Here is an 18,286-nt window from a genome sequence, read left to right as displayed (position 1 = left end):
TACGCCGCCCTGATTTAGCCCGCTACCGCAATACGTTTCATATCGGTCATATAGCCACGCAGTTTGCGGCCAACTGATTCGATTGGATGATTGCGAATCGCTTCGTTAACATCACGCAGCTGTGCGTTATCCACTGTCGTGGTAGCCACTGCTTTGCCCAGATCGCCAGCCTGCAATGTGGTCATAAACTCTTTCAGCAGTGGCACTGCTGCATAAGAGAACAGGTAGTTACCATATTCTGCGGTATCAGAGATAACCACGTTCATTTCATACAGACGCTTACGTGCAATGGTGTTGGCAATCAGCGGCAGTTCATGCAGTGATTCATAGTAAGCAGACTCTTCAATGATGCCCGCATCAACCATGGTTTCGAATGCCAGTTCAACACCCGCTTTGACCATCGCAATCATCAGCACGCCCTGATCGAAGTAGTCCTGCTCAGCAATCTTACCGTCGAACTGTGGAGCGGTTTCAAATGCCGTTTTACCGGTCTCTTCACGCCAGCCCAGCAGTTTCTTATCGTCGTTGGCCCAGTCTGCCATCATGCCGGAGGAGAATTCACCGGAAATGATGTCATCCATATGTTTCTGGAACAGCGGCGCCATAATCTCTTTCAGCTGCTCAGACAGTGCGAAAGCACGCAGTTTCGCCGGGTTAGACAGGCGATCCATCATCAGGGTGATACCGCCCTGCTTCAGCGCTTCGGTCACGGTTTCCCAGCCAAACTGAATCAGTTTTTCTGCGTAAGCCGGGTCTGTGCCCTCTGCTACCAGCTTGTCGAAGCACAGCAGTGAACCGGCCTGCAGCATGCCGCACAGGATGGTCTGCTCGCCCATCAGGTCAGATTTCACTTCAGCAACGAAAGAAGACTCCAGAACGCCGGCACGGTGGCCGCCGGTGGCCGCAGCCCAAGCTTTAGCAATCGCCATGCCTTCGCCTTTAGGATCGTTTTCCGGGTGAACCGCGATCAGCGTAGGGACGCCGAAACCACGTTTGTACTCTTCACGCACTTCGGTGCCCGGACATTTTGGCGCAACCATCACTACGGTGATGTCTTTGCGAACCTGCTCACCCACTTCAACGATGTTAAAGCCGTGAGAATAGCCTAGTGCTGCGCCATCTTTCATCAGTGGCTGAACCGCCTGAACCACCGCCGAGTGCTGCTTGTCCGGAGTCAGGTTAACCACCAGGTCGGCCTGTGGGATCAGATCTTCGTAAGTTCCTACTTTGAAACCGTTTTCGGTCGCTTTCCGCCATGATGCGCGTTTCTCTGCAATCGCTTCTGCGCGCAGTGCGTAAGCCACATCCAGACCAGAATCGCGCATGTTCAGACCCTGGTTCAGGCCCTGAGCACCACAACCAACGATGACGACTTTTTTACCTTTCAGGTAGCTTGCTTCATCAGCAAATTCATCACGCGTCATAAAGCGACATTTACCTAATTGCGCTAACTGGTTGCGCAGGTTCAAAGTATTGAAATAGTTAGCCATGGGTACTCCGTATGAGGTTGTGTTTATCATTTATTCTGGTGGCGTGGCGGTTATTTGCCTCACCGTTAATTGTCCCCATCATATGACAGGAAATGCATTGCTTAAATTGATATATTAACAACGTGACATTGCAAGAACTGCAACGCAAAAACGAGGCCCACATCGCATGGATTTACGTGACCTGAAACTCTTCCTGCATCTGGCGGAAAGTCGCCATTTTGGCCGCTCGGCGCGCGCCATGCACGTCAGCCCTTCAACGCTGTCGCGCCAGATTCAGCGTCTGGAAGAGGATCTTGGCCAGGCGCTGTTTTTACGTGATAACCGTACTGTTACGCTGACCGATGCCGGTGAACGCCTGCGCCAGTTCGCCCAGCATACTTTGTTGCAATATCAGCAACTGCGCCACGCTATCGGTCAGAACGGCCCGTCGCTTAGCGGTGAAATGCGGCTGTTTTGCTCGGTTACCGCCGCCTACAGCCATTTGCCACCGATTCTTGACCGCTTCCGTGCTGAACATCCACTGGTTGAAATTAAGCTGACAACCGGTGACGCCGCCGATGCAGTGGAGAAGGTCCAGTCTGCCGAAGCGGATCTGGCCATTGCCGGACGCCCGGAAACCTTACCGGGGAGTATCGACTTTACGCCGCTCGGCTATATTCCGCTGGTATTAATCGCGCCGGCGCTGTCTTGTCCGGTGCGCAGTCAGGCGACTCAGGAGGAGCCTGACTGGTCGCAGATTCCATTTATCCTGCCGGAACAAGGCCCGGCGCGTCGGCGTATCGACTTATGGTTCCGCCGCCAACGCATTGCCAATCCGCTGATTTACGCCACGGTATCCGGGCATGAGGCGATTGTGTCGATGGTGGCACTGGGCTGCGGTATTGCGTTGCTGCCGGACGTGGTGCTGGAGAACAGCCCTGAACCGGTACGTAATCGCGTGCTGGTGCTGGAGAATATCGAATCAGTTGCACCGTTCGAACTGGGCGTTTGCGTACAAAAAAAGCGGCTCAATGAGCCGCTTATCGATGCATTCTGGAGTCTGCTTTAGGAGAGCCGTTCACAACTCCCGCGTTATTTTCCGGCCAGGAAGAAGCTGAACGCCGGATTCCGCGTCTCATCGTGGCAGTCATAGCCCAGCGCGGTGAGATGCTGTTCAAATTCCGGTTCGTTTTCTCCCAGCTCAAAACCGGCCAGTACCCGACCGTAGTCGGTGCCGTGACTGCGGTAATGGAACAGCGAAATGTTCCAGTGGGTACCCAGCGTCTGCAGAAAACGCAGCAGTGCGCCCGGTGATTCCGGGAACTCAAAGCTGAACAGCCTTTCGCGAAGCGGTTTTGACGGGCGTCCGCCGACCATATAGCGCACATGCAGCTTCGCCATTTCATCGTCAGACAGATCCACCACCTTGTAGCCGCCGTCGCTGAGCAGAGCGATGATTTCACCGCGCTCTTCAATGCCTCGGGTTAAGCGCACGCCAACAAAAATGCAGGCGTTATCAGCATCAGCATAACGATAGTTGAACTCGGTGACCGCTCTGCCACCCAACAGCTGGCAAAACTTCAGGAAGCTGCCTTGCTGTTCAGGAATCGTGACCGCCAACAGCGCTTCACGCTGTTCCCCCAGTTCGCAGCGCTCTGATACATAGCGCAGCCCGTGGAAGTTCACGTTGGCCCCCGACAGCACATGCGCCAGCCGTTCGCCTTTGATGTCGTGCTGCTGGATATATTTCTTCATCCCGGCCAGCGCCAGCGCGCCAGAAGGCTCCGCCACCGCGCGCACATCTTCAAACAGGTCTTTCATTGCCGCGCAGATCGCGTCACTGTCAACGGTGATGATGTCGTCGAGATACTCCTGACACAGGCGGAAGGTTTCGTTACCAATACGTTTGACTGCTACGCCTTCAGCAAACAGCCCGACGCGCGGCAGGTCGACCGGTTCACCGGCCTCCAGCGCGGCTTTCAGGCAGGCTGAATCTTCCGCTTCCACCGCAATCACTTTGATTTGCGGCATCAGCTGTTTAATCAGCACTGCCACACCGGCCGCCAGGCCACCTCCGCCAACCGGAACAAATATCCGATCAAGGTGCGCATCCTGCTGCAACAGCTCCATTGCCAGCGTTCCCTGGCCCGCAATCACCGCCGGATGATCGAACGGTGGAACAAAGGTGTAACCCTGAGCTTCCGACAGTTCAATCGCTTTGGCTTTCGCTTCATCGAAATTAGCGCCGAACAGAAAAGCCTCACCGCCAAACGCCCGCACCGCATCGACCTTGATGTCTGCCGTCGCCACTGGCATGACGATCAGCGATTTAATGCCCAGCTTAGTGGCCGACAGCGCCACGCCCTGCGCGTGGTTGCCTGCCGACGCCGTCACTACGCCGCGCGCTTTCTGCTCTTCCGTCAGGCTGGCGATCATCGCGTAAGCGCCGCGCAGCTTAAAGCTGTGAACCGGCTGACGATCTTCGCGTTTTACCAAAATGGTATTACCCAGACGCAAAGAAATTTTTTCCATTTTCTGCAGCGGTGTTACCTGCGCCACTTCGTATACCGGCGCGCGCAACACTGCGCGCAGATACTCAGCACCACAGGGTGCGTCGGATAGCGGTTGAGACTCTGCCATTTTTAGCCTCCCAGCTTGCTCTTATCGCGGATCGCGCCTTTGTCGGCACTGGTCGCCAGCAACGCGTAAGCACGCAGTGCAAGAGAGACCTGACGTACACGACCGTGCGGCGTGTAAGCTTCGGCACCGCGTGCCTCTTCTTCTTCACGACGCGCGTGCAGTTCGTTATCCGGCACATCCAGCTTAATGCCGCGATTCGGGATATCGATATCGATGATGTCACCGTCTTTCACCAACGCAATTACACCGCCCGCTGCGGCTTCCGGTGAGGCATGACCGATAGAGAGACCGGAAGTACCGCCGGAGAAACGGCCGTCGGTGATCAGCGCACAGCTTTTGCCGAGGCCCATCGATTTCAGATAAGTGGTCGGATAGAGCATTTCCTGCATGCCCGGCCCGCCTTTTGGCCCTTCGTAGCGAATCACCACCACGTCGCCTGCAACCACCTTGCCACCGAGAATCGCTTCAACCGCGTCATCCTGTGACTCATAAACTTTCGCCGGGCCGCGGAAAACATGGCTCTCTTTCTCGACGCCTGCGGTTTTCACGATGCAGCCGTCCTGCGCGATGTTGCCGTACAGCACCGCTAAGCCGCCATCCTGACTGAAAGCAAATTCACGCGAACGGATACAGCCTTCCTGACGATCGTCATCCAGCGTGTCCCAACGGCAATCCTGCGAGAATGCCTGCGTGGTGCGGATGCCTGCCGGACCGGCGCGGAACATCTTCTTCACCGCTTCGTCTTTAGTCAGCATAATGTCGTACTGTTCCAGCGTCTGTTTCAGGTTCAGACCCAGCACGTTACGCACGTCGTTATTCATCAGTCCGGCGCGATCCAACTCACCGAGAATACCGAGCACGCCACCGGCGCGATGGACATCTTCCATATGGTATTTCGGCGTGCTTGGCGCCACTTTACACAGATGCGGCACCAGGCGAGACAGGCGATCGATATCACTCATATCGAACTCAATCTCGCCTTCCTGCGCAGCAGCCAGCAGATGCAGTACGGTATTGGTAGAACCGCCCATGGCAATATCCAGCGTCATCGCGTTCTCGAATGCCGCTTTACTGGCGATGCTACGTGGCAAGGCACTTTCGTCGTCCTGTTCGTAGTAGCGTTTTGCCAGATCAACGATACGTTTACCGGCATTAAGGAACAGCTGTTTACGGTCGGCGTGAGTCGCCAGCAGTGAACCATTACCCGGCTGCGACAGACCCAGCGCCTCGGTCAGACAGTTCATTGAGTTAGCGGTAAACATGCCGGAACAGGAACCACAGGTTGGACAGGCAGAACGTTCAATCTGATCGCTGTCAGCGTCGCTGACGTTCGGGTTTGCGCCCTGAATCATGGCGTCAACCAGATCCAGCTTGATGATTTTATCGGACAGCTTGGTCTTACCGGCTTCCATCGGACCGCCGGAGACAAAGATGACAGGAATGTTCAGACGCAGCGCGGCCATCAACATTCCTGGGGTGATTTTGTCGCAGTTGGAAATACACACCATTGCATCGGCGCAGTGGGCATTAACCATATATTCCACTGAGTCAGCAATCAACTCACGAGACGGCAGTGAATACAGCATGCCACCATGACCCATGGCGATTCCGTCATCGACTGCAATGGTGTTGAACTCTTTTGCCACACCACCAGACGCTTCAATCTGCTCGGCGACCAGCTTGCCCAGATCGCGCAGGTGCACATGGCCGGGTACGAATTGGGTGAATGAGTTAACAACCGCGATGATCGGCTTACCAAAATCATCATCAGTCATTCCGGTAGCGCGCCACAAGGCACGGGCACCCGCCATATTACGGCCGTGGGTGGTGGTGGCGGAACGGTACTTAGGCATGCTCTATTTACTCCAGTCTGAATAAGTTGCGAGCGGACAATAATCCGCTCGCCGAATCGTTATACTTATGGGTTTACCTGATCCAGCCAGCCCCATTTGTCTTCCGTTTCACCGGTAAACAGGCCGAAGAATGCTTGTTGAATACGCTTGGTGACAGGACCACATTTGCCCTCGCCGACCTTGATGCCGTCAACGCTGCGCACCGGGGTGATTTCCGCTGCGGTACCGGACATAAAGACTTCGTCTGCCAGATACAGGGATTCACGCGACAGGACCTGTTCACGCACTTCGATACCCATATCTTTGGCTAATTTGATGATGGCATCACGGGTAATGCCTGGCAGTGCTGAAGAGGTAAACGGCGGCGTAAACAGGATGCCATCTTTCACTTCAAACAGGTTTTCGCCTGCACCTTCAGAGATGTAGCCCTGAGTATCCAGTGCAATACCTTCCTGATAACCGTGACGACGCGCTTCGCTGCCAACCAGCAGTGAAGAGAGGTAGTTACCACCGGCTTTCGCTGCGGTTGGCAGAGTGTTTGGTGCGACGCGATTCCAGGAAGAAACCATGGCGTCGATGCCCTGCTCCAGCGCTTCAGCACCGAGGTAGGCACCCCAAGGGAAGGCAGCGATGATCACATCAGTGTTATAACCGTCTGGCGGGTTAACGCCCAGACCAACATCACCAACAAATACCAGCGGACGAATGTAAGCACTTTTCAGGTTGTTTTTGCGCAGAACTTCGCGGCACGCTTCCATCAGCTCATCGACGCTCTGGCTGACCGGGAAACGATAAATTTTGGCAGAATCATGCAGGCGCTGCATATGTTCACGATGGCGGAAAACTACCGGGCCTTTGTGCGAGTCGTAGCAACGGACGCCTTCGAATACTGAGGTGCCGTAGTGCAGTGCGTGGGACATTACGCTGACCTTAGCGTCTTCCCATTTAACCATCTCGCCATTGAACCAGATAAAGTCTGCTTTCTTCGTCGTCATTCTTATTTCCTTTCGCGACTACGCGCGGATTTGTTGTGTTGTCTGTTGTTGAATCTGAACGCAGGCAACGTCCATTAATTTACTCAGCTGCACTGACAGTAAATCGATGGAGCGCTGGCTGGCAACGGTCATTTCAATATTAATATTGCTCACATTGCTCGACGAAGCCATGTTCATAGAACAAACCTGGAATCCACGATGGCGAACAACGCGTAAAATACGCTCCAATATTTCAGGTCGGAAACGCGCTTCGATAGACAATTGATGCTGATTCATGAGATTTTCTCCATCATATTTGCGTTGCTGGCACCAGGCGGTACCAGTGGCCAGACGTTTTCATGCTCATCGATTGAAACATGCAGCATGTAAGGCCCTTCGCTATTCAGCAGAGCATCTAATGCAGCGTCGACCTGGTCTTTTCGGGTAATGCGCTGGCCTGGAATATCAAAGGCACGGGCCAGCATCAGGAAGTCGGGGTTGTCAGAGAGATTGGTTTCACTGTAGCGCTCAGAGAAGAACAGCTGCTGCCACTGTCGAACCATGCCTAAACGTTGATTATCCAGCAGGACGATTTTTACCGGCAGCTGTTTACGCTTGATGGTGCCCAGCTCCTGCACATTCATCATAAATGAACCGTCGCCGGATACGCAGATAACCGTGTCATCCGGGCGAGCCACCTGTGCACCGACCGCGGCAGGCAGGCCAAAACCCATCGTACCCAACCCACTGGAAGTAATGAAGTTCTCCGGGGCGCTAAAACTCATATGCTGAGCGCTCCACATCTGGTGCTGACCAACATCGGTAGTCACCACCGCACTGTCCGGCTTGCGGGCCGACAGCTGCTGTAAAAAAAGCGGCGCATAGATTGCCTCACCCGGATGATCGTAACGCCAGCCGTGCTCAGCCTTCAGCGCCATCACATGTTCGCGCCAGGCAGCTATCTCTAATGGTTGGTACATCTCTGGCAGCAGCTGATTAAAATCACCCTGCAATGCGACATGCGCACGACGCAGCTTGTTCAGTTCTGCCGGGTCGATATCCATATGGATCACACTGGCGTGTGGCGCGAAAGTATCCAGCTTACCGGTAACGCGGTCGTCAAAACGTGCGCCGATCGCAATCAGTAAGTCACACTCCTGAACCGCGAAGTTAGCCGCTTTGGTACCGTGCATCCCCAGCATGCCCAGGTAGCAGGCATCGTTTGCATCCGGTGCGCCAAGCCCCTTCAGCGTGGCAACGGTCGGGATCCCGGTCTCTTTAGCAAAGGCGCGCAGCGCCGGCACCGCTTGCGCCATACCCACGCCGCCACCCACATACAGCACCGGCTTTTTCGCCTGAGCCAGCATTGCACGCGCTTGCTGCAACTCGTTGACCGGATGCGCCAGCGGTTCCTCCACTGGCAGCAGATATGGCGTAAATTCGCCATTGGCCAGCTGAATATCTTTAGGAATATCGACCAGTACCGGGCCAGGACGGCCAGACTGAGCAATGGCAAAAGCTTCTGCCATTACTGAAGGCAGATCGTCGAGTGACTCAACCAGGAAACTATGTTTGGTGCATGACAGTGACAGGCCTAATACATCGATCTCCTGAAACGCATCGGTACCGATAAAAGCCGACGATACCTGGCCGGTGATGGCAACTACCGGCACGGAGTCCATCATCGCATCTGCCAGTCCGGTAATCAGGTTCGTCGCGCCCGGACCGGAAGTGGCGATACAGACGCCCACTTTACCGGTTGAGCGTGCATAGCCAATTGCTGCCATCGCGGCACCTTGCTCATGACGACACAGTAGGTGCTCGACGCCGCCATCATAGAGTGCATCGTACACCGGCATGATCGCGCCACCCGGATAGCCGAATACTGTTTCTACACCTTGCGCACGCAACGCCTGAACCACCCACTGAGCACCATTCATAGTTATTCCCCCGCCTCTCGCTGGGAACAACAGCATTTTATGCTACTGTTCATTCTTTATTCCTCTCGCATTCTCTGACATTGCGTCTGGTCGAAAAAAAACCCCCGGACCTTTCGGTGCGGGGGTTTTTTGTGAATTCAGACTTGATTTTTAAGCCTTTCTTTCTCCAAGCGAAGCCCCGCAAGGTGTGATAATAATCACCACCACGCTAATCACGACTAGGCTAATCACTCGTAGAAGGGCTTTCATTTTAGTTTCTATTTTTCGCTTGTTCGAAGTAATGCCTACAGAGTTATCACAGTTACCCAGTGAATGACAACTTTTTTCGGCGGAAATTTTTGCGCCGAGTGTTAGATAACTGAGTTAAGCGATTGTTATAACGTAAATAAACTGAACCCTGAAAAAAGTTCATCACACCGCTGGCGTGATAAAAACTTCAGCCAGCTTTGCGAAGCGTCGCCAGAATTTATTCAGCCATCTGTAACCGTCGACGATCATTTTCGACACACCACACATCATTCTGTTTTAGCCCTCGCCACTGCGAGATTCTCCGGACACACTGTTCGCTCACAAGGAGTGATTATGGCGATTGCGATTGTCTCAACGCGTGCGGCGCTGGGTGTTGAAGCACCGCTGGTTTCTGTCGAAGTACATCTAAGTAACGGTCTGCCCGCGCTATCTTTGGTCGGTTTACCCGAAACCACGGTAAAAGAAGCACGCGATCGCGTCAGAAGTGCGATTATTAACAGTGGATTTACCTTTCCAGCTAAACGCATCACCGTCAACCTGGCACCCGCCGACCTGCCAAAAGAGGGTGGCCGCTATGACCTGCCGATAGCCATCGCTATTCTTGCCGCCTCAGAGCAAATCCCTGACGATAAGTTGCCTGACTATGAATTCCTGGGAGAGTTAGCACTTAGCGGCGCACTACGAGGCGTACAGGGCGCTATTCCTGCGTCGATCGCTGCGCTGCATAGTGGTCGCCAGCTGATTCTGTCGCGGGATAATCAACAGGATGTCGGTTTAATCCAGCATGGCGAAAGTTTAGTTGCCAGCCATCTGCTGGAGGTGTGTAGTTTTTTGCATGGTCAGAGCAGCCTGGCGGTGGCCGTTGCCGATGCGTTGGCTGAAGCTGAAAATCCGCACGATCTCAATGAAATCATCGGTCAGCATCAGGCCAGGCGCGCTTTAGAAATTACGGCGGCAGGAGGCCACAATCTGCTGCTTATTGGCCCGCCCGGCACTGGCAAAACTATGCTGGCGACCCGACTGGTTGGATTGATGCCGCCATTAAGCGACCACGAAGCGCTGGAGTGTGCGGCAATTGCCAGCCTGGTTGGTAGCGGCACGATGCATAAACAATGGCGTCAGCGGCCGTTCCGGGCGCCTCATCACAGCTCCTCAATGTATGCGCTGGTCGGTGGCGGTTCGCTGCCGCGTCCGGGAGAAATTTCTCTTGCCCACAATGGCGTATTGTTTCTTGATGAGCTGCCGGAGTTTGAGCGACGGGCGTTGGATGCATTAAGAGAACCTATCGAGTCCGGGGAGATTTCGATTTCACGCGCACGCGCTAAAGTGACCTACCCGGCACGTTTTCAGCTGGTTGCCGCCATGAATCCCAGCCCTTCCGGCCATTATCAGGGCATGCACAGCCGCAGTTCACCGCAGCAAACTTTGCGCTATCTCAGTCGCTTGTCAGGTCCATTTCTTGACCGATTTGATCTGTCGCTGGAAGTACCATTACTGCCTTCGGGAATGTTAAGCAGCCGCGAACGGTGTTGTAGTGAGTCTACAGAGACGGTCAGACAGCGAGTGTTAACAGTCCGGGAGCGACAGCTGTCTCGCGCAGGGAAAAGCAATGCCATGCTAAGCAATAGTGAGATACAGCAATGGTGTGTAATTTCTCAGCAGGACGCTGAATGGCTGGAGTCGGTACTGATAAAACTGGGGCTTTCAGTCAGAGCATGGCAACGTATTGTTAAAGTTGCACGCACTATTGCTGACCTGGCGGGTGAGGAAGAGATACAGCGTGCGCATCTGCATGAAGCTCTTAGCTATCGCGCTATCGACCGCTTACTGATCCATTTACATAAAAGTCTGGAATGAAAAATGGGGCTTTTGGCCCCATTTATTTTAATCGTCGCTGTCAGAGTAGTCTTCAACACCTTCCATCTGCGGTTTACCGCCTGAAAGGGTATGAAAGCGTTTCGGACGCTTGATGCGTGTCATATACTTTGACCAGACGCGTTCCGCTTCCGTTTGCGGTTCACGAACACCACGACACACTTCGATAAACAGACGCTCTTCTTCCGTAACCGGTTCGCGCTTTGCCAGATCCAGCTCATTGAACGCATAACCGTGACGTTCAAGAAGTTGCGCTTCCTTGATGGTGAAATCACCGTGACGAGAGAATCCTCGTGGATAATGTTTGTTATCAAAAAAACGATTAGTTGTTGCGAAGCTTTCCGCCATTTTACACGCTCCTAACTCTTTATATGGCCGTGCTATTTATGGCGCGGAGTATTAGATAGGCTTGACAGAGTGTAAAACAAAACATTTAAATCATTACGACAAATGATTTTTGGGAGATAACTGTGGATACGGAATTACTTAAAACCTTTCTTGAGGTGAGCAGAACTCGCCACTTTGGGCGTGCGGCTGAAGCACTTTATCTCACGCAGTCTGCGGTCAGTTTCCGTATCAGACAGTTGGAAAATCAGTTAGGGGTGAATCTCTTTACCCGCCATCGCAATAATATTCGTCTGACCTCAGCCGGAGAGCGTTTACTGCCCTACGCCGAGAGTCTGATGAGTACCTGGATGATGGCAAAAAAGGAGGTATCGCACACTCAGCAGCATCACGAGCTGTCGATAGGTGCCAGCGCTTCATTGTGGGAAGCCTATCTGACACCGTGGCTACAATCGCTGTATGAGAATCAACAGAACCTGCATCTTGAAGCGCGAATCGCTCAGCGTCATCTGTTGGTGAAGCAACTACATGAGCGTCAGCTTGATCTGCTTATCACCACTGAAGCACCGAAAATGGATGAGCTGACCAGCCAGCAAATTGGTCATATTTCTTTGACGCTATTCCGCTCACGACAGAGCGAAAAACGAGAAAAGTATGATTACATTAAGCTGGAATGGGGTGCGGATTTTCATCAGCATGGGAGCTATCTGGCTGGGGCCGATGACGTGCCGGTTCTCACTACCACCTCAGCACATTTAACCCGACAATTGCTGCATACAACCGGAGCCTGCGCATTTTTGCCAGACGTTTGGCACAGTTTTTATCCCGATCTGCTGGTCATTCCAGACACACCAGTTGTGGTACGCCCTTTGTATGGAGTCTGGTTGCAGAACAGCGATCAACAGTCTCATATCCGTCAGCTGTTAAAATTTCCGGTCATTAAATAAGCCATAAGTTTAAAAAGCGAGCAGAGAAAATCAGGGTTGGCCATGGCTGGCCCAGTTGATTGCTGTTATTTGCAGCGAAAAGAAGTAAGAGGTGAGTAAGAGGTGAGCTTGCATGGCAAATTGCAGACAAAAAAAATCCTTTGCCGAAGCAAAGGATTATTTTTTATGGCAGGGGCGGAGAGACTCGAACTCCCAACACCCGGTTTTGGAGACCGGTGCTCTACCAATTGAACTACGCCCCTAAAAGGGTGGCGGAACGGACGGGGCTCGAACCCGCGACCCCCTGCGTGACAGGCAGGTATTCTAACCAACTGAACTACCGCTCCACCGATTCTGTACTGATTCCAGACTTATCGTCTGACTTCAGGTGTTTCTCTCACTTCCGCGTTACGGGAAATGGTACTAATTTGATGCCTGGCAGTTCCCTACTCTCGCATGGGGAGACCCCACACTACCATCGGCGCTACGGCGTTTCACTTCTGAGTTCGGCATGGGGTCAGGTGGGACCACCGCGCTAAAGCCGCCAGGCAAATTCTTTGTGCGTGAAACGAATCTTTTGCGCTTAACCAGCACAAAATCTTTCGTTTCTGCAAATTCTTTAATCCGTATGAACAAGCTGAAATTGATGGTTCTCTCACACACAACCACCAAAACACTTCTGGCGTTGTAAGGTTAAGCCTCACGGGTCATTAGTACCGGTTAGCTCAACGCATCGCTGCGCTTACACACCCGGCCTATCAACGTCGTAGTCTTCAACGTCCCTTCAGGACCCTCAAGGAGTCAGGGAGAATTCATCTCGAGGCAAGTTTCGCGCTTAGATGCTTTCAGCGCTTATCTTTTCCGCATTTAGCTACCGGGCAATGCCATTGGCATGACAACCCGAACACCAGTGATGCGTCCACTCCGGTCCTCTCGTACTAGGAGCAGCCCCTCTCAATTCTCCAGCGCCCACGGCAGATAGGGACCGAACTGTCTCACGACGTTCTAAACCCAGCTCGCGTACCACTTTAAACGGCGAACAGCCGTACCCTTGGGACCTACTTCAGCCCCAGGATGTGATGAGCCGACATCGAGGTGCCAAACACCGCCGTCGATATGAACTCTTGGGCGGTATCAGCCTGTTATCCCCGGAGTACCTTTTATCCGTTGAGCGATGGCCCTTCCATTCAGAACCACCGGATCACTATGACCTGCTTTCGCACCTGCTCGAGCCGTCACTCTCGCAGTCAAGCCAGCTTATGCCATTGCACTAACCTCACGATGTCCGACCGTGATTAGCTGACCTTCGTGCTCCTCCGTTACTCTTTAGGAGGAGACCGCCCCAGTCAAACTACCCACCAGACACTGTCCCCACGCCGGATTACGGCGCCAGGTTAGAACATCAAACATTAAAGGGTGGTATTTCAAGGTTGGCTCCACGCAGACTGGCGTCCACGCTTCAAAGCCTCCCACCTATCCTACACATCAAGGCTCAATGTTCAGTGTCAAGCTGTAGTAAAGGTTCACGGGGTCTTTCCGTCTTGCCGCGGGTACACTGCATCTTCACAGCGAGTTCAATTTCACTGAGTCTCGGGTGGAGACAGCCTGGCCATCATTACGCCATTCGTGCAGGTCGGAACTTACCCGACAAGGAATTTCGCTACCTTAGGACCGTTATAGTTACGGCCGCCGTTTACCGGGGCTTCGATCAAGAGCTTCTCCTTGCGGATAACCCCATCAATTAACCTTCCGGCACCGGGCAGGCGTCACACCGTATACGTCCACTTTCGTGTTTGCACAGTGCTGTGTTTTTAATAAACAGTTGCAGCCAGCTGGTATCTTCGACTGGCTTCAGCTCCGGGAGCAAGTCCCTTCACCTACGCGCCAGCGTGCCTTCTCCCGAAGTTACGGCACCATTTTGCCTAGTTCCTTCACCCGAGTTCTCTCAAGCGCCTTGGTATTCTCTACCTGACCACCTGTGTCGGTTTGGGGTACGATTTCGTGTTACCTGGAGCTTAGAGGCTTTTCCTGGAAGCATGGCATCAGTTACTTCACCACCGTGGTGGCTCGTCATCACGCCTCAGCCTTAGAGCATTCCGGATTTGCCTGGAATGCAAGCCTACACGCTTAAACCGGGACAACCGTCGCCCGGATAACCTAGCCTTCTCCGTCCCCCCTTCGCAGTAACACCAAGTACAGGAATATTAACCTGTTTCCCATCGACTACGCTTTTCAGCCTCGCCTTAGGGGTCGACTCACCCTGCCCCGATTAACGTTGGACAGGAACCCTTGGTCTTCCGGCGAGCGGGCTTTTCACCCGCTTTATCGTTACTTATGTCAGCATTCGCACTTCTGATACCTCCAGCAGACCTCACAGTCCACCTTCGACGGCTTACAGAACGCTCCCCTACCCAACAACACATAGTGTCGCTGCCGCAGCTTCGGTGCATGGTTTAGCCCCGTTACATCTTCCGCGCAGGCCGACTCGACCAGTGAGCTATTACGCTTTCTTTAAATGATGGCTGCTTCTAAGCCAACATCCTGGCTGTCTGTGCCTTCCCACATCGTTTCCCACTTAACCATGACTTTGGGACCTTAGCTGGCGGTCTGGGTTGTTTCCCTCTTCACGACGGACGTTAGCACCCGCCGTGTGTCTCCCGTGATAACATTCTCCGGTATTCGCAGTTTGCATCGGGTTGGTAAGCCGGGATGGCCCCCTAGCCGAAACAGTGCTCTACCCCCGGAGATGAGTTCACGAGGCGCTACCTAAATAGCTTTCGGGGAGAACCAGCTATCTCCCGGTTTGATTGGCCTTTCACCCCCAGCCACAAGTCATCCGCTAATTTTTCAACATTAGTCGGTTCGGTCCTCCAGTTAGTGTTACCCAACCTTCAACCTGCCCATGGCTAGATCACCGGGTTTCGGGTCTATACCCTGCAACTTAACGCCCAGTTAAGACTCGGTTTCCCTGCGGCTCCCCTATACGGTTAACCTTGCTACAGAATATAAGTCGCTGACCCATTATACAAAAGGTACGCAGTCACCCTGATAAATCAAGGCTCCCACTGCTTGTACGTACACGGTTTCAGGTTCTGTTTCACTCCCCTCGCCGGGGTTCTTTTCGCCTTTCCCTCACGGTACTGGTTCACTATCGGTCAGTCAGGAGTATTTAGCCTTGGAGGATGGTCCCCCCATATTCAGACAGGATGTCACGTGTCCCGCCCTACTCATCGAACTCACAACAAGTGCAGCTTCGTGTACGGGGCTATCACCCTGTATCGCGCCACTTTCCAGAGGCTTCCACTGCTGCACAAACTGATTCAGGTTCTGGGCTGTTCCCCGTTCGCTCGCCGCTACTGGGGGAATCTCGGTTGATTTCTTTTCCTCTGGGTACTTAGATGTTTCAGTTCCCCAGGTTCGCCTCATTAAGCTATGTATTCACTTAATGATAATGCAACGGATTGCATTGGGTTTCCCCATTCGGGTATCGACGGTTGTAGCGCCTCATATCGGCTTACCGTCGCTTATCGCAGATTAGCACGCCCTTCATCGCCTCTGACTGCCAGGGCATCCACCGTGTACGCTTAGTCGCTTAACCTCACAACCCACAAGTGTTTCCACTGCGGTTGCAAGCATTTGAGAGACTCGAACACATCGCGATTCATTTCTTATTACGGAGAAATGAGACGACGCGTCGTTTCAATTTTCAGCTTGTTCCGGATTGTTAAAGAGCATAATACTTCGCAGCACACCGTTGCCGGTTTGCTCTGAAGTATTTTTTGAGTAAACAGTATGGTGGAGCTAAGCGGGATCGAACCGCTGACCTCCTGCGTGCAAGGCAGGCGCTCTCCCAGCTGAGCTATAGCCCCATACAGTTACTGCAGAGACCATCTACTACCACTCACCAGGAGTCACATCTCTCTTTTGAAGAAATGCTAATTCGTTCTCAGGCAAGGCGTGCGGGAGGGAAGTTTACTTCGGTAAACGACCGACTGCATAACGCAGCATGAGAAGGAATTTGGTAGGCCTGAGTGGACTTGAACCACCGACCTCACCCTTATCAGGGGTGCGCTCTAACCACCTGAGCTACAAGCCTGTAGAGGTTTTTTCTGCTCGTTACTTTTTCATCAGACAATCTGTGTGGGCACTACGCGGGTATCTTCACATAGGTAAGGAGGTGATCCAACCGCAGGTTCCCCTACGGTTACCTTGTTACGACTTCACCCCAGTCATGAATCACAAAGTGGTAAGCGCCCTCCCGAAGGTTAAGCTACCTACTTCTTTTGCAACCCACTCCCATGGTGTGACGGGCGGTGTGTACAAGGCCCGGGAACGTATTCACCGTAGCATTCTGATCTACGATTACTAGCGATTCCGACTTCACGGAGTCGAGTTGCAGACTCCGATCCGGACTACGATGCACTTTATGAGGTCCGCTTGCTCTCGCGAGGTCGCTTCTCTTTGTATGCGCCATTGTAGCACGTGTGTAGCCCTGGCCGTAAGGGCCATGATGACTTGACGTCATCCCCACCTTCCTCCGGTTTATCACCGGCAGTCTCCTTTGAGTTCCCGACATGACTCGCTGGCAACAAAGGATAAGGGTTGCGCTCGTTGCGGGACTTAACCCAACATTTCACAACACGAGCTGACGACAGCCATGCAGCACCTGTCTCACGGTTCCCGAAGGCACTAAGGCATCTCTGCCGAATTCCGTGGATGTCAAGGCCAGGTAAGGTTCTTCGCGTTGCATCGAATTAAACCACATGCTCCACCGCTTGTGCGGGCCCCCGTCAATTCATTTGAGTTTTAACCTTGCGGCCGTACTCCCCAGGCGGTCGACTTAACGCGTTAGCTCCGGAAGCCACGCCTCAAGGGCACAACCTCCAAGTCGACATCGTTTACGGCGTGGACTACCAGGGTATCTAATCCTGTTTGCTCCCCACGCTTTCGCACCTGAGCGTCAGTCTTCGTCCAGGGGGCCGCCTTCGCCACCGGTATTCCTCCAGATCTCTACGCATTTCACCGCTACACCTGGAATTCTACCCCCCTCTACGAGACTCAAGCTTGCCAGTTTCAAATGCAGTTCCCAGGTTGAGCCCGGGGATTTCACATCTGACTTAACAAACCGCCTGCGTGCGCTTTACGCCCAGTAATTCCGATTAACGCTTGCACCCTCCGTATTACCGCGGCTGCTGGCACGGAGTTAGCCGGTGCTTCTTCTGCGGGTAACGTCAATGACGAAGGTTATTAACCCTCATCCCTTCCTCCCCGCTGAAAGTACTTTACAACCCGAAGGCCTTCTTCATACACGCGGCATGGCTGCATCAGGCTTGCGCCCATTGTGCAATATTCCCCACTGCTGCCTCCCGTAGGAGTCTGGACCGTGTCTCAGTTCCAGTGTGGCTGGTCATCCTCTCAGACCAGCTAGGGATCGTCGCCTAGGTGAGCCGTTACCCCACCTACTAGCTAATCCCATCTGGGTTCATCCGATGGTGTGAGGCCCGAAGGTCCCCCACTTTGGTCTTGCGACGTTATGCGGTATTAGCTACCGTTTCCAGTAGTTATCCCCCTCCATCGGGCAGATCCCCAGACATTACTCACCCGTCCGCCACTCGTCACCCAGGGAGCAAGCTCCCCTGTGCTACCGTTCGACTTGCATGTGTTAGGCCTGCCGCCAGCGTTCAATCTGAGCCATGATCAAACTCTTCAATTAAAAAGCTTGATGCTCAAAGAATTAAAACTGTTATTCGTAATGAATATAGTAGTCACTCTTGAGACTTGATATTTCAAATTTTTTCCATCCGAAGATGGTTTGCGATATCAACCCTGCGAGTGCCCACACAGATTGTCTGATAAATTGTTAAAGAGCAGTGCAATCAGCATTTTAAGTTGCTGTTGCGAGGTCACGTATATTACGCTTTCCTCTTGAAGAGTCAAGTATTTTTTTACTTTTCTCTTCCTGATGCGGCGACCGTTAAGTCGTTGTTCCGTGTCAGTGGAGGCGCATTATAGGGA

At 53.2% G+C, this 18,286-nt stretch carries 11 protein-coding genes, 4 tRNA genes and 3 rRNA genes; 3 read left to right on the top strand and 15 right to left on the bottom strand.

The features are described 5' to 3' along the window. Positions 1–14 precede the first annotated feature (14 nt). The gene (ilvC, locus tag ACP3TC_RS00090) at positions 15–1,490 is read right to left on the bottom strand and encodes a ketol-acid reductoisomerase (protein WP_426817283.1); all 1,476 of its coding nucleotides are present in this window, start codon (positions 1,488–1,490) and stop codon (positions 15–17) included. A 166-nt stretch (positions 1,491–1,656) separates the two neighbouring features. Here ilvC and ilvY point away from each other — a divergent pair, with 166 nt between their 5' ends. Next, a complete protein-coding gene (gene ilvY, locus ACP3TC_RS00085; RefSeq protein ID WP_313854445.1) occupies positions 1,657–2,538 on the top strand; it encodes an HTH-type transcriptional activator IlvY in 882 nt (293 codons plus the stop codon). Between the two features lie 23 nt (positions 2,539–2,561). Here ilvY and ilvA read toward each other — a convergent pair whose 3' ends face one another. From ilvA to ilvL, 6 genes are all read right to left on the bottom strand, one after another. After that, on the bottom strand, positions 2,562–4,109 hold the full coding sequence (gene ilvA / locus ACP3TC_RS00080) for a threonine ammonia-lyase, biosynthetic (protein WP_313854447.1): 1,548 nt from the start codon (positions 4,107–4,109) through the stop codon (positions 2,562–2,564). A gap of 2 nt (positions 4,110–4,111) precedes the next feature. Continuing rightward, positions 4,112–5,962, bottom strand: coding sequence for a dihydroxy-acid dehydratase (gene ilvD, locus ACP3TC_RS00075; protein WP_313854449.1), 1,851 nt, complete (start codon positions 5,960–5,962; stop codon positions 4,112–4,114). Positions 5,963–6,027: 65 nt separating this feature from the next. Beyond that, positions 6,028–6,957, bottom strand: coding sequence for a branched-chain-amino-acid transaminase (ilvE, locus tag ACP3TC_RS00070; RefSeq protein ID WP_313854451.1), 930 nt, complete (start codon positions 6,955–6,957; stop codon positions 6,028–6,030). 18 nt (positions 6,958–6,975) lie between these two features. After that, positions 6,976–7,233 (bottom strand): acetolactate synthase 2 small subunit, encoded by a 258-nt coding sequence (gene ilvM, locus ACP3TC_RS00065; protein WP_313854453.1) that lies wholly within the window; start codon positions 7,231–7,233, stop codon positions 6,976–6,978. After that, a complete protein-coding gene (gene ilvG, locus ACP3TC_RS00060) occupies positions 7,230–8,876 on the bottom strand; it encodes an acetolactate synthase 2 catalytic subunit (RefSeq protein WP_313854455.1) in 1,647 nt (548 codons plus the stop codon). Before ilvG ends, ilvM begins: the two co-directional genes overlap by 4 nt. Positions 8,877–9,026: 150 nt before the next feature. Continuing rightward, a complete protein-coding gene (ilvL, locus tag ACP3TC_RS00055; RefSeq protein WP_072133251.1) occupies positions 9,027–9,125 on the bottom strand; it encodes an ilv operon leader peptide in 99 nt (32 codons plus the stop codon). 333 nt (positions 9,126–9,458) lie between these two features. On the opposite strand from ilvL, the gene ACP3TC_RS00050 reads away from it, so the two are divergent. Beyond that, the gene (locus ACP3TC_RS00050; RefSeq protein WP_426817282.1) at positions 9,459–10,982 is read left to right on the top strand and encodes a YifB family Mg chelatase-like AAA ATPase; all 1,524 of its coding nucleotides are present in this window, start codon (positions 9,459–9,461) and stop codon (positions 10,980–10,982) included. Positions 10,983–11,009: 27 nt separating this feature from the next. Here the strand turns inward: ACP3TC_RS00050 and ACP3TC_RS00045 are convergent, their stop codons facing one another. Continuing rightward, complete coding sequence (locus tag ACP3TC_RS00045; protein WP_052900516.1) at positions 11,010–11,348, bottom strand: DUF413 domain-containing protein; 339 nt, start codon at positions 11,346–11,348, stop codon at positions 11,010–11,012. Between the two features lie 122 nt (positions 11,349–11,470). Here ACP3TC_RS00045 and hdfR point away from each other — a divergent pair, with 122 nt between their 5' ends. Beyond that, entirely contained in the window at positions 11,471–12,292 is an 822-nt protein-coding gene (gene hdfR, locus ACP3TC_RS00040) for an HTH-type transcriptional regulator HdfR (protein WP_313854460.1), read from the top strand. Positions 12,293–12,458: 166 nt separating this feature from the next. Here hdfR and ACP3TC_RS00035 read toward each other — a convergent pair. From ACP3TC_RS00035 to ACP3TC_RS00005, 7 genes are all read right to left on the bottom strand, one after another. After that, positions 12,459–12,534, bottom strand: a tRNA-Trp gene (locus ACP3TC_RS00035). A 7-nt stretch (positions 12,535–12,541) separates the two neighbouring features. Further along, a tRNA-Asp gene (locus ACP3TC_RS00030) sits at positions 12,542–12,618 on the bottom strand. Positions 12,619–12,704: 86 nt separating this feature from the next. Further along, positions 12,705–12,820: ribosomal RNA gene (gene rrf / locus ACP3TC_RS00025) — 5S ribosomal RNA — on the bottom strand. Positions 12,821–12,960: 140 nt separating this feature from the next. Further along, positions 12,961–15,869, bottom strand: a 23S ribosomal RNA gene (locus ACP3TC_RS00020). Positions 15,870–16,064: 195 nt separating this feature from the next. Beyond that, positions 16,065–16,140 (bottom strand) — tRNA-Ala (locus tag ACP3TC_RS00015). Between the two features lie 150 nt (positions 16,141–16,290). Further along, a tRNA-Ile gene (locus ACP3TC_RS00010) sits at positions 16,291–16,367 on the bottom strand. Between the two features lie 74 nt (positions 16,368–16,441). Beyond that, positions 16,442–17,984, bottom strand: a 16S ribosomal RNA gene (locus ACP3TC_RS00005). The 16S, 23S and 5S rRNA genes sit together here with 4 tRNA genes alongside, the layout of an rRNA operon. Positions 17,985–18,286 lie beyond the last annotated feature (302 nt).

This window comes from Winslowiella sp. 2C04, assembly GCF_050037805.1.
Lineage (GTDB): Bacteria > Pseudomonadota > Gammaproteobacteria > Enterobacterales > Enterobacteriaceae > Erwinia > Erwinia toletana_A.
The sequence above is the reverse complement of the archived record's forward strand: the minus strand, read 5'-3'. Positions and strand labels throughout refer to the sequence as shown.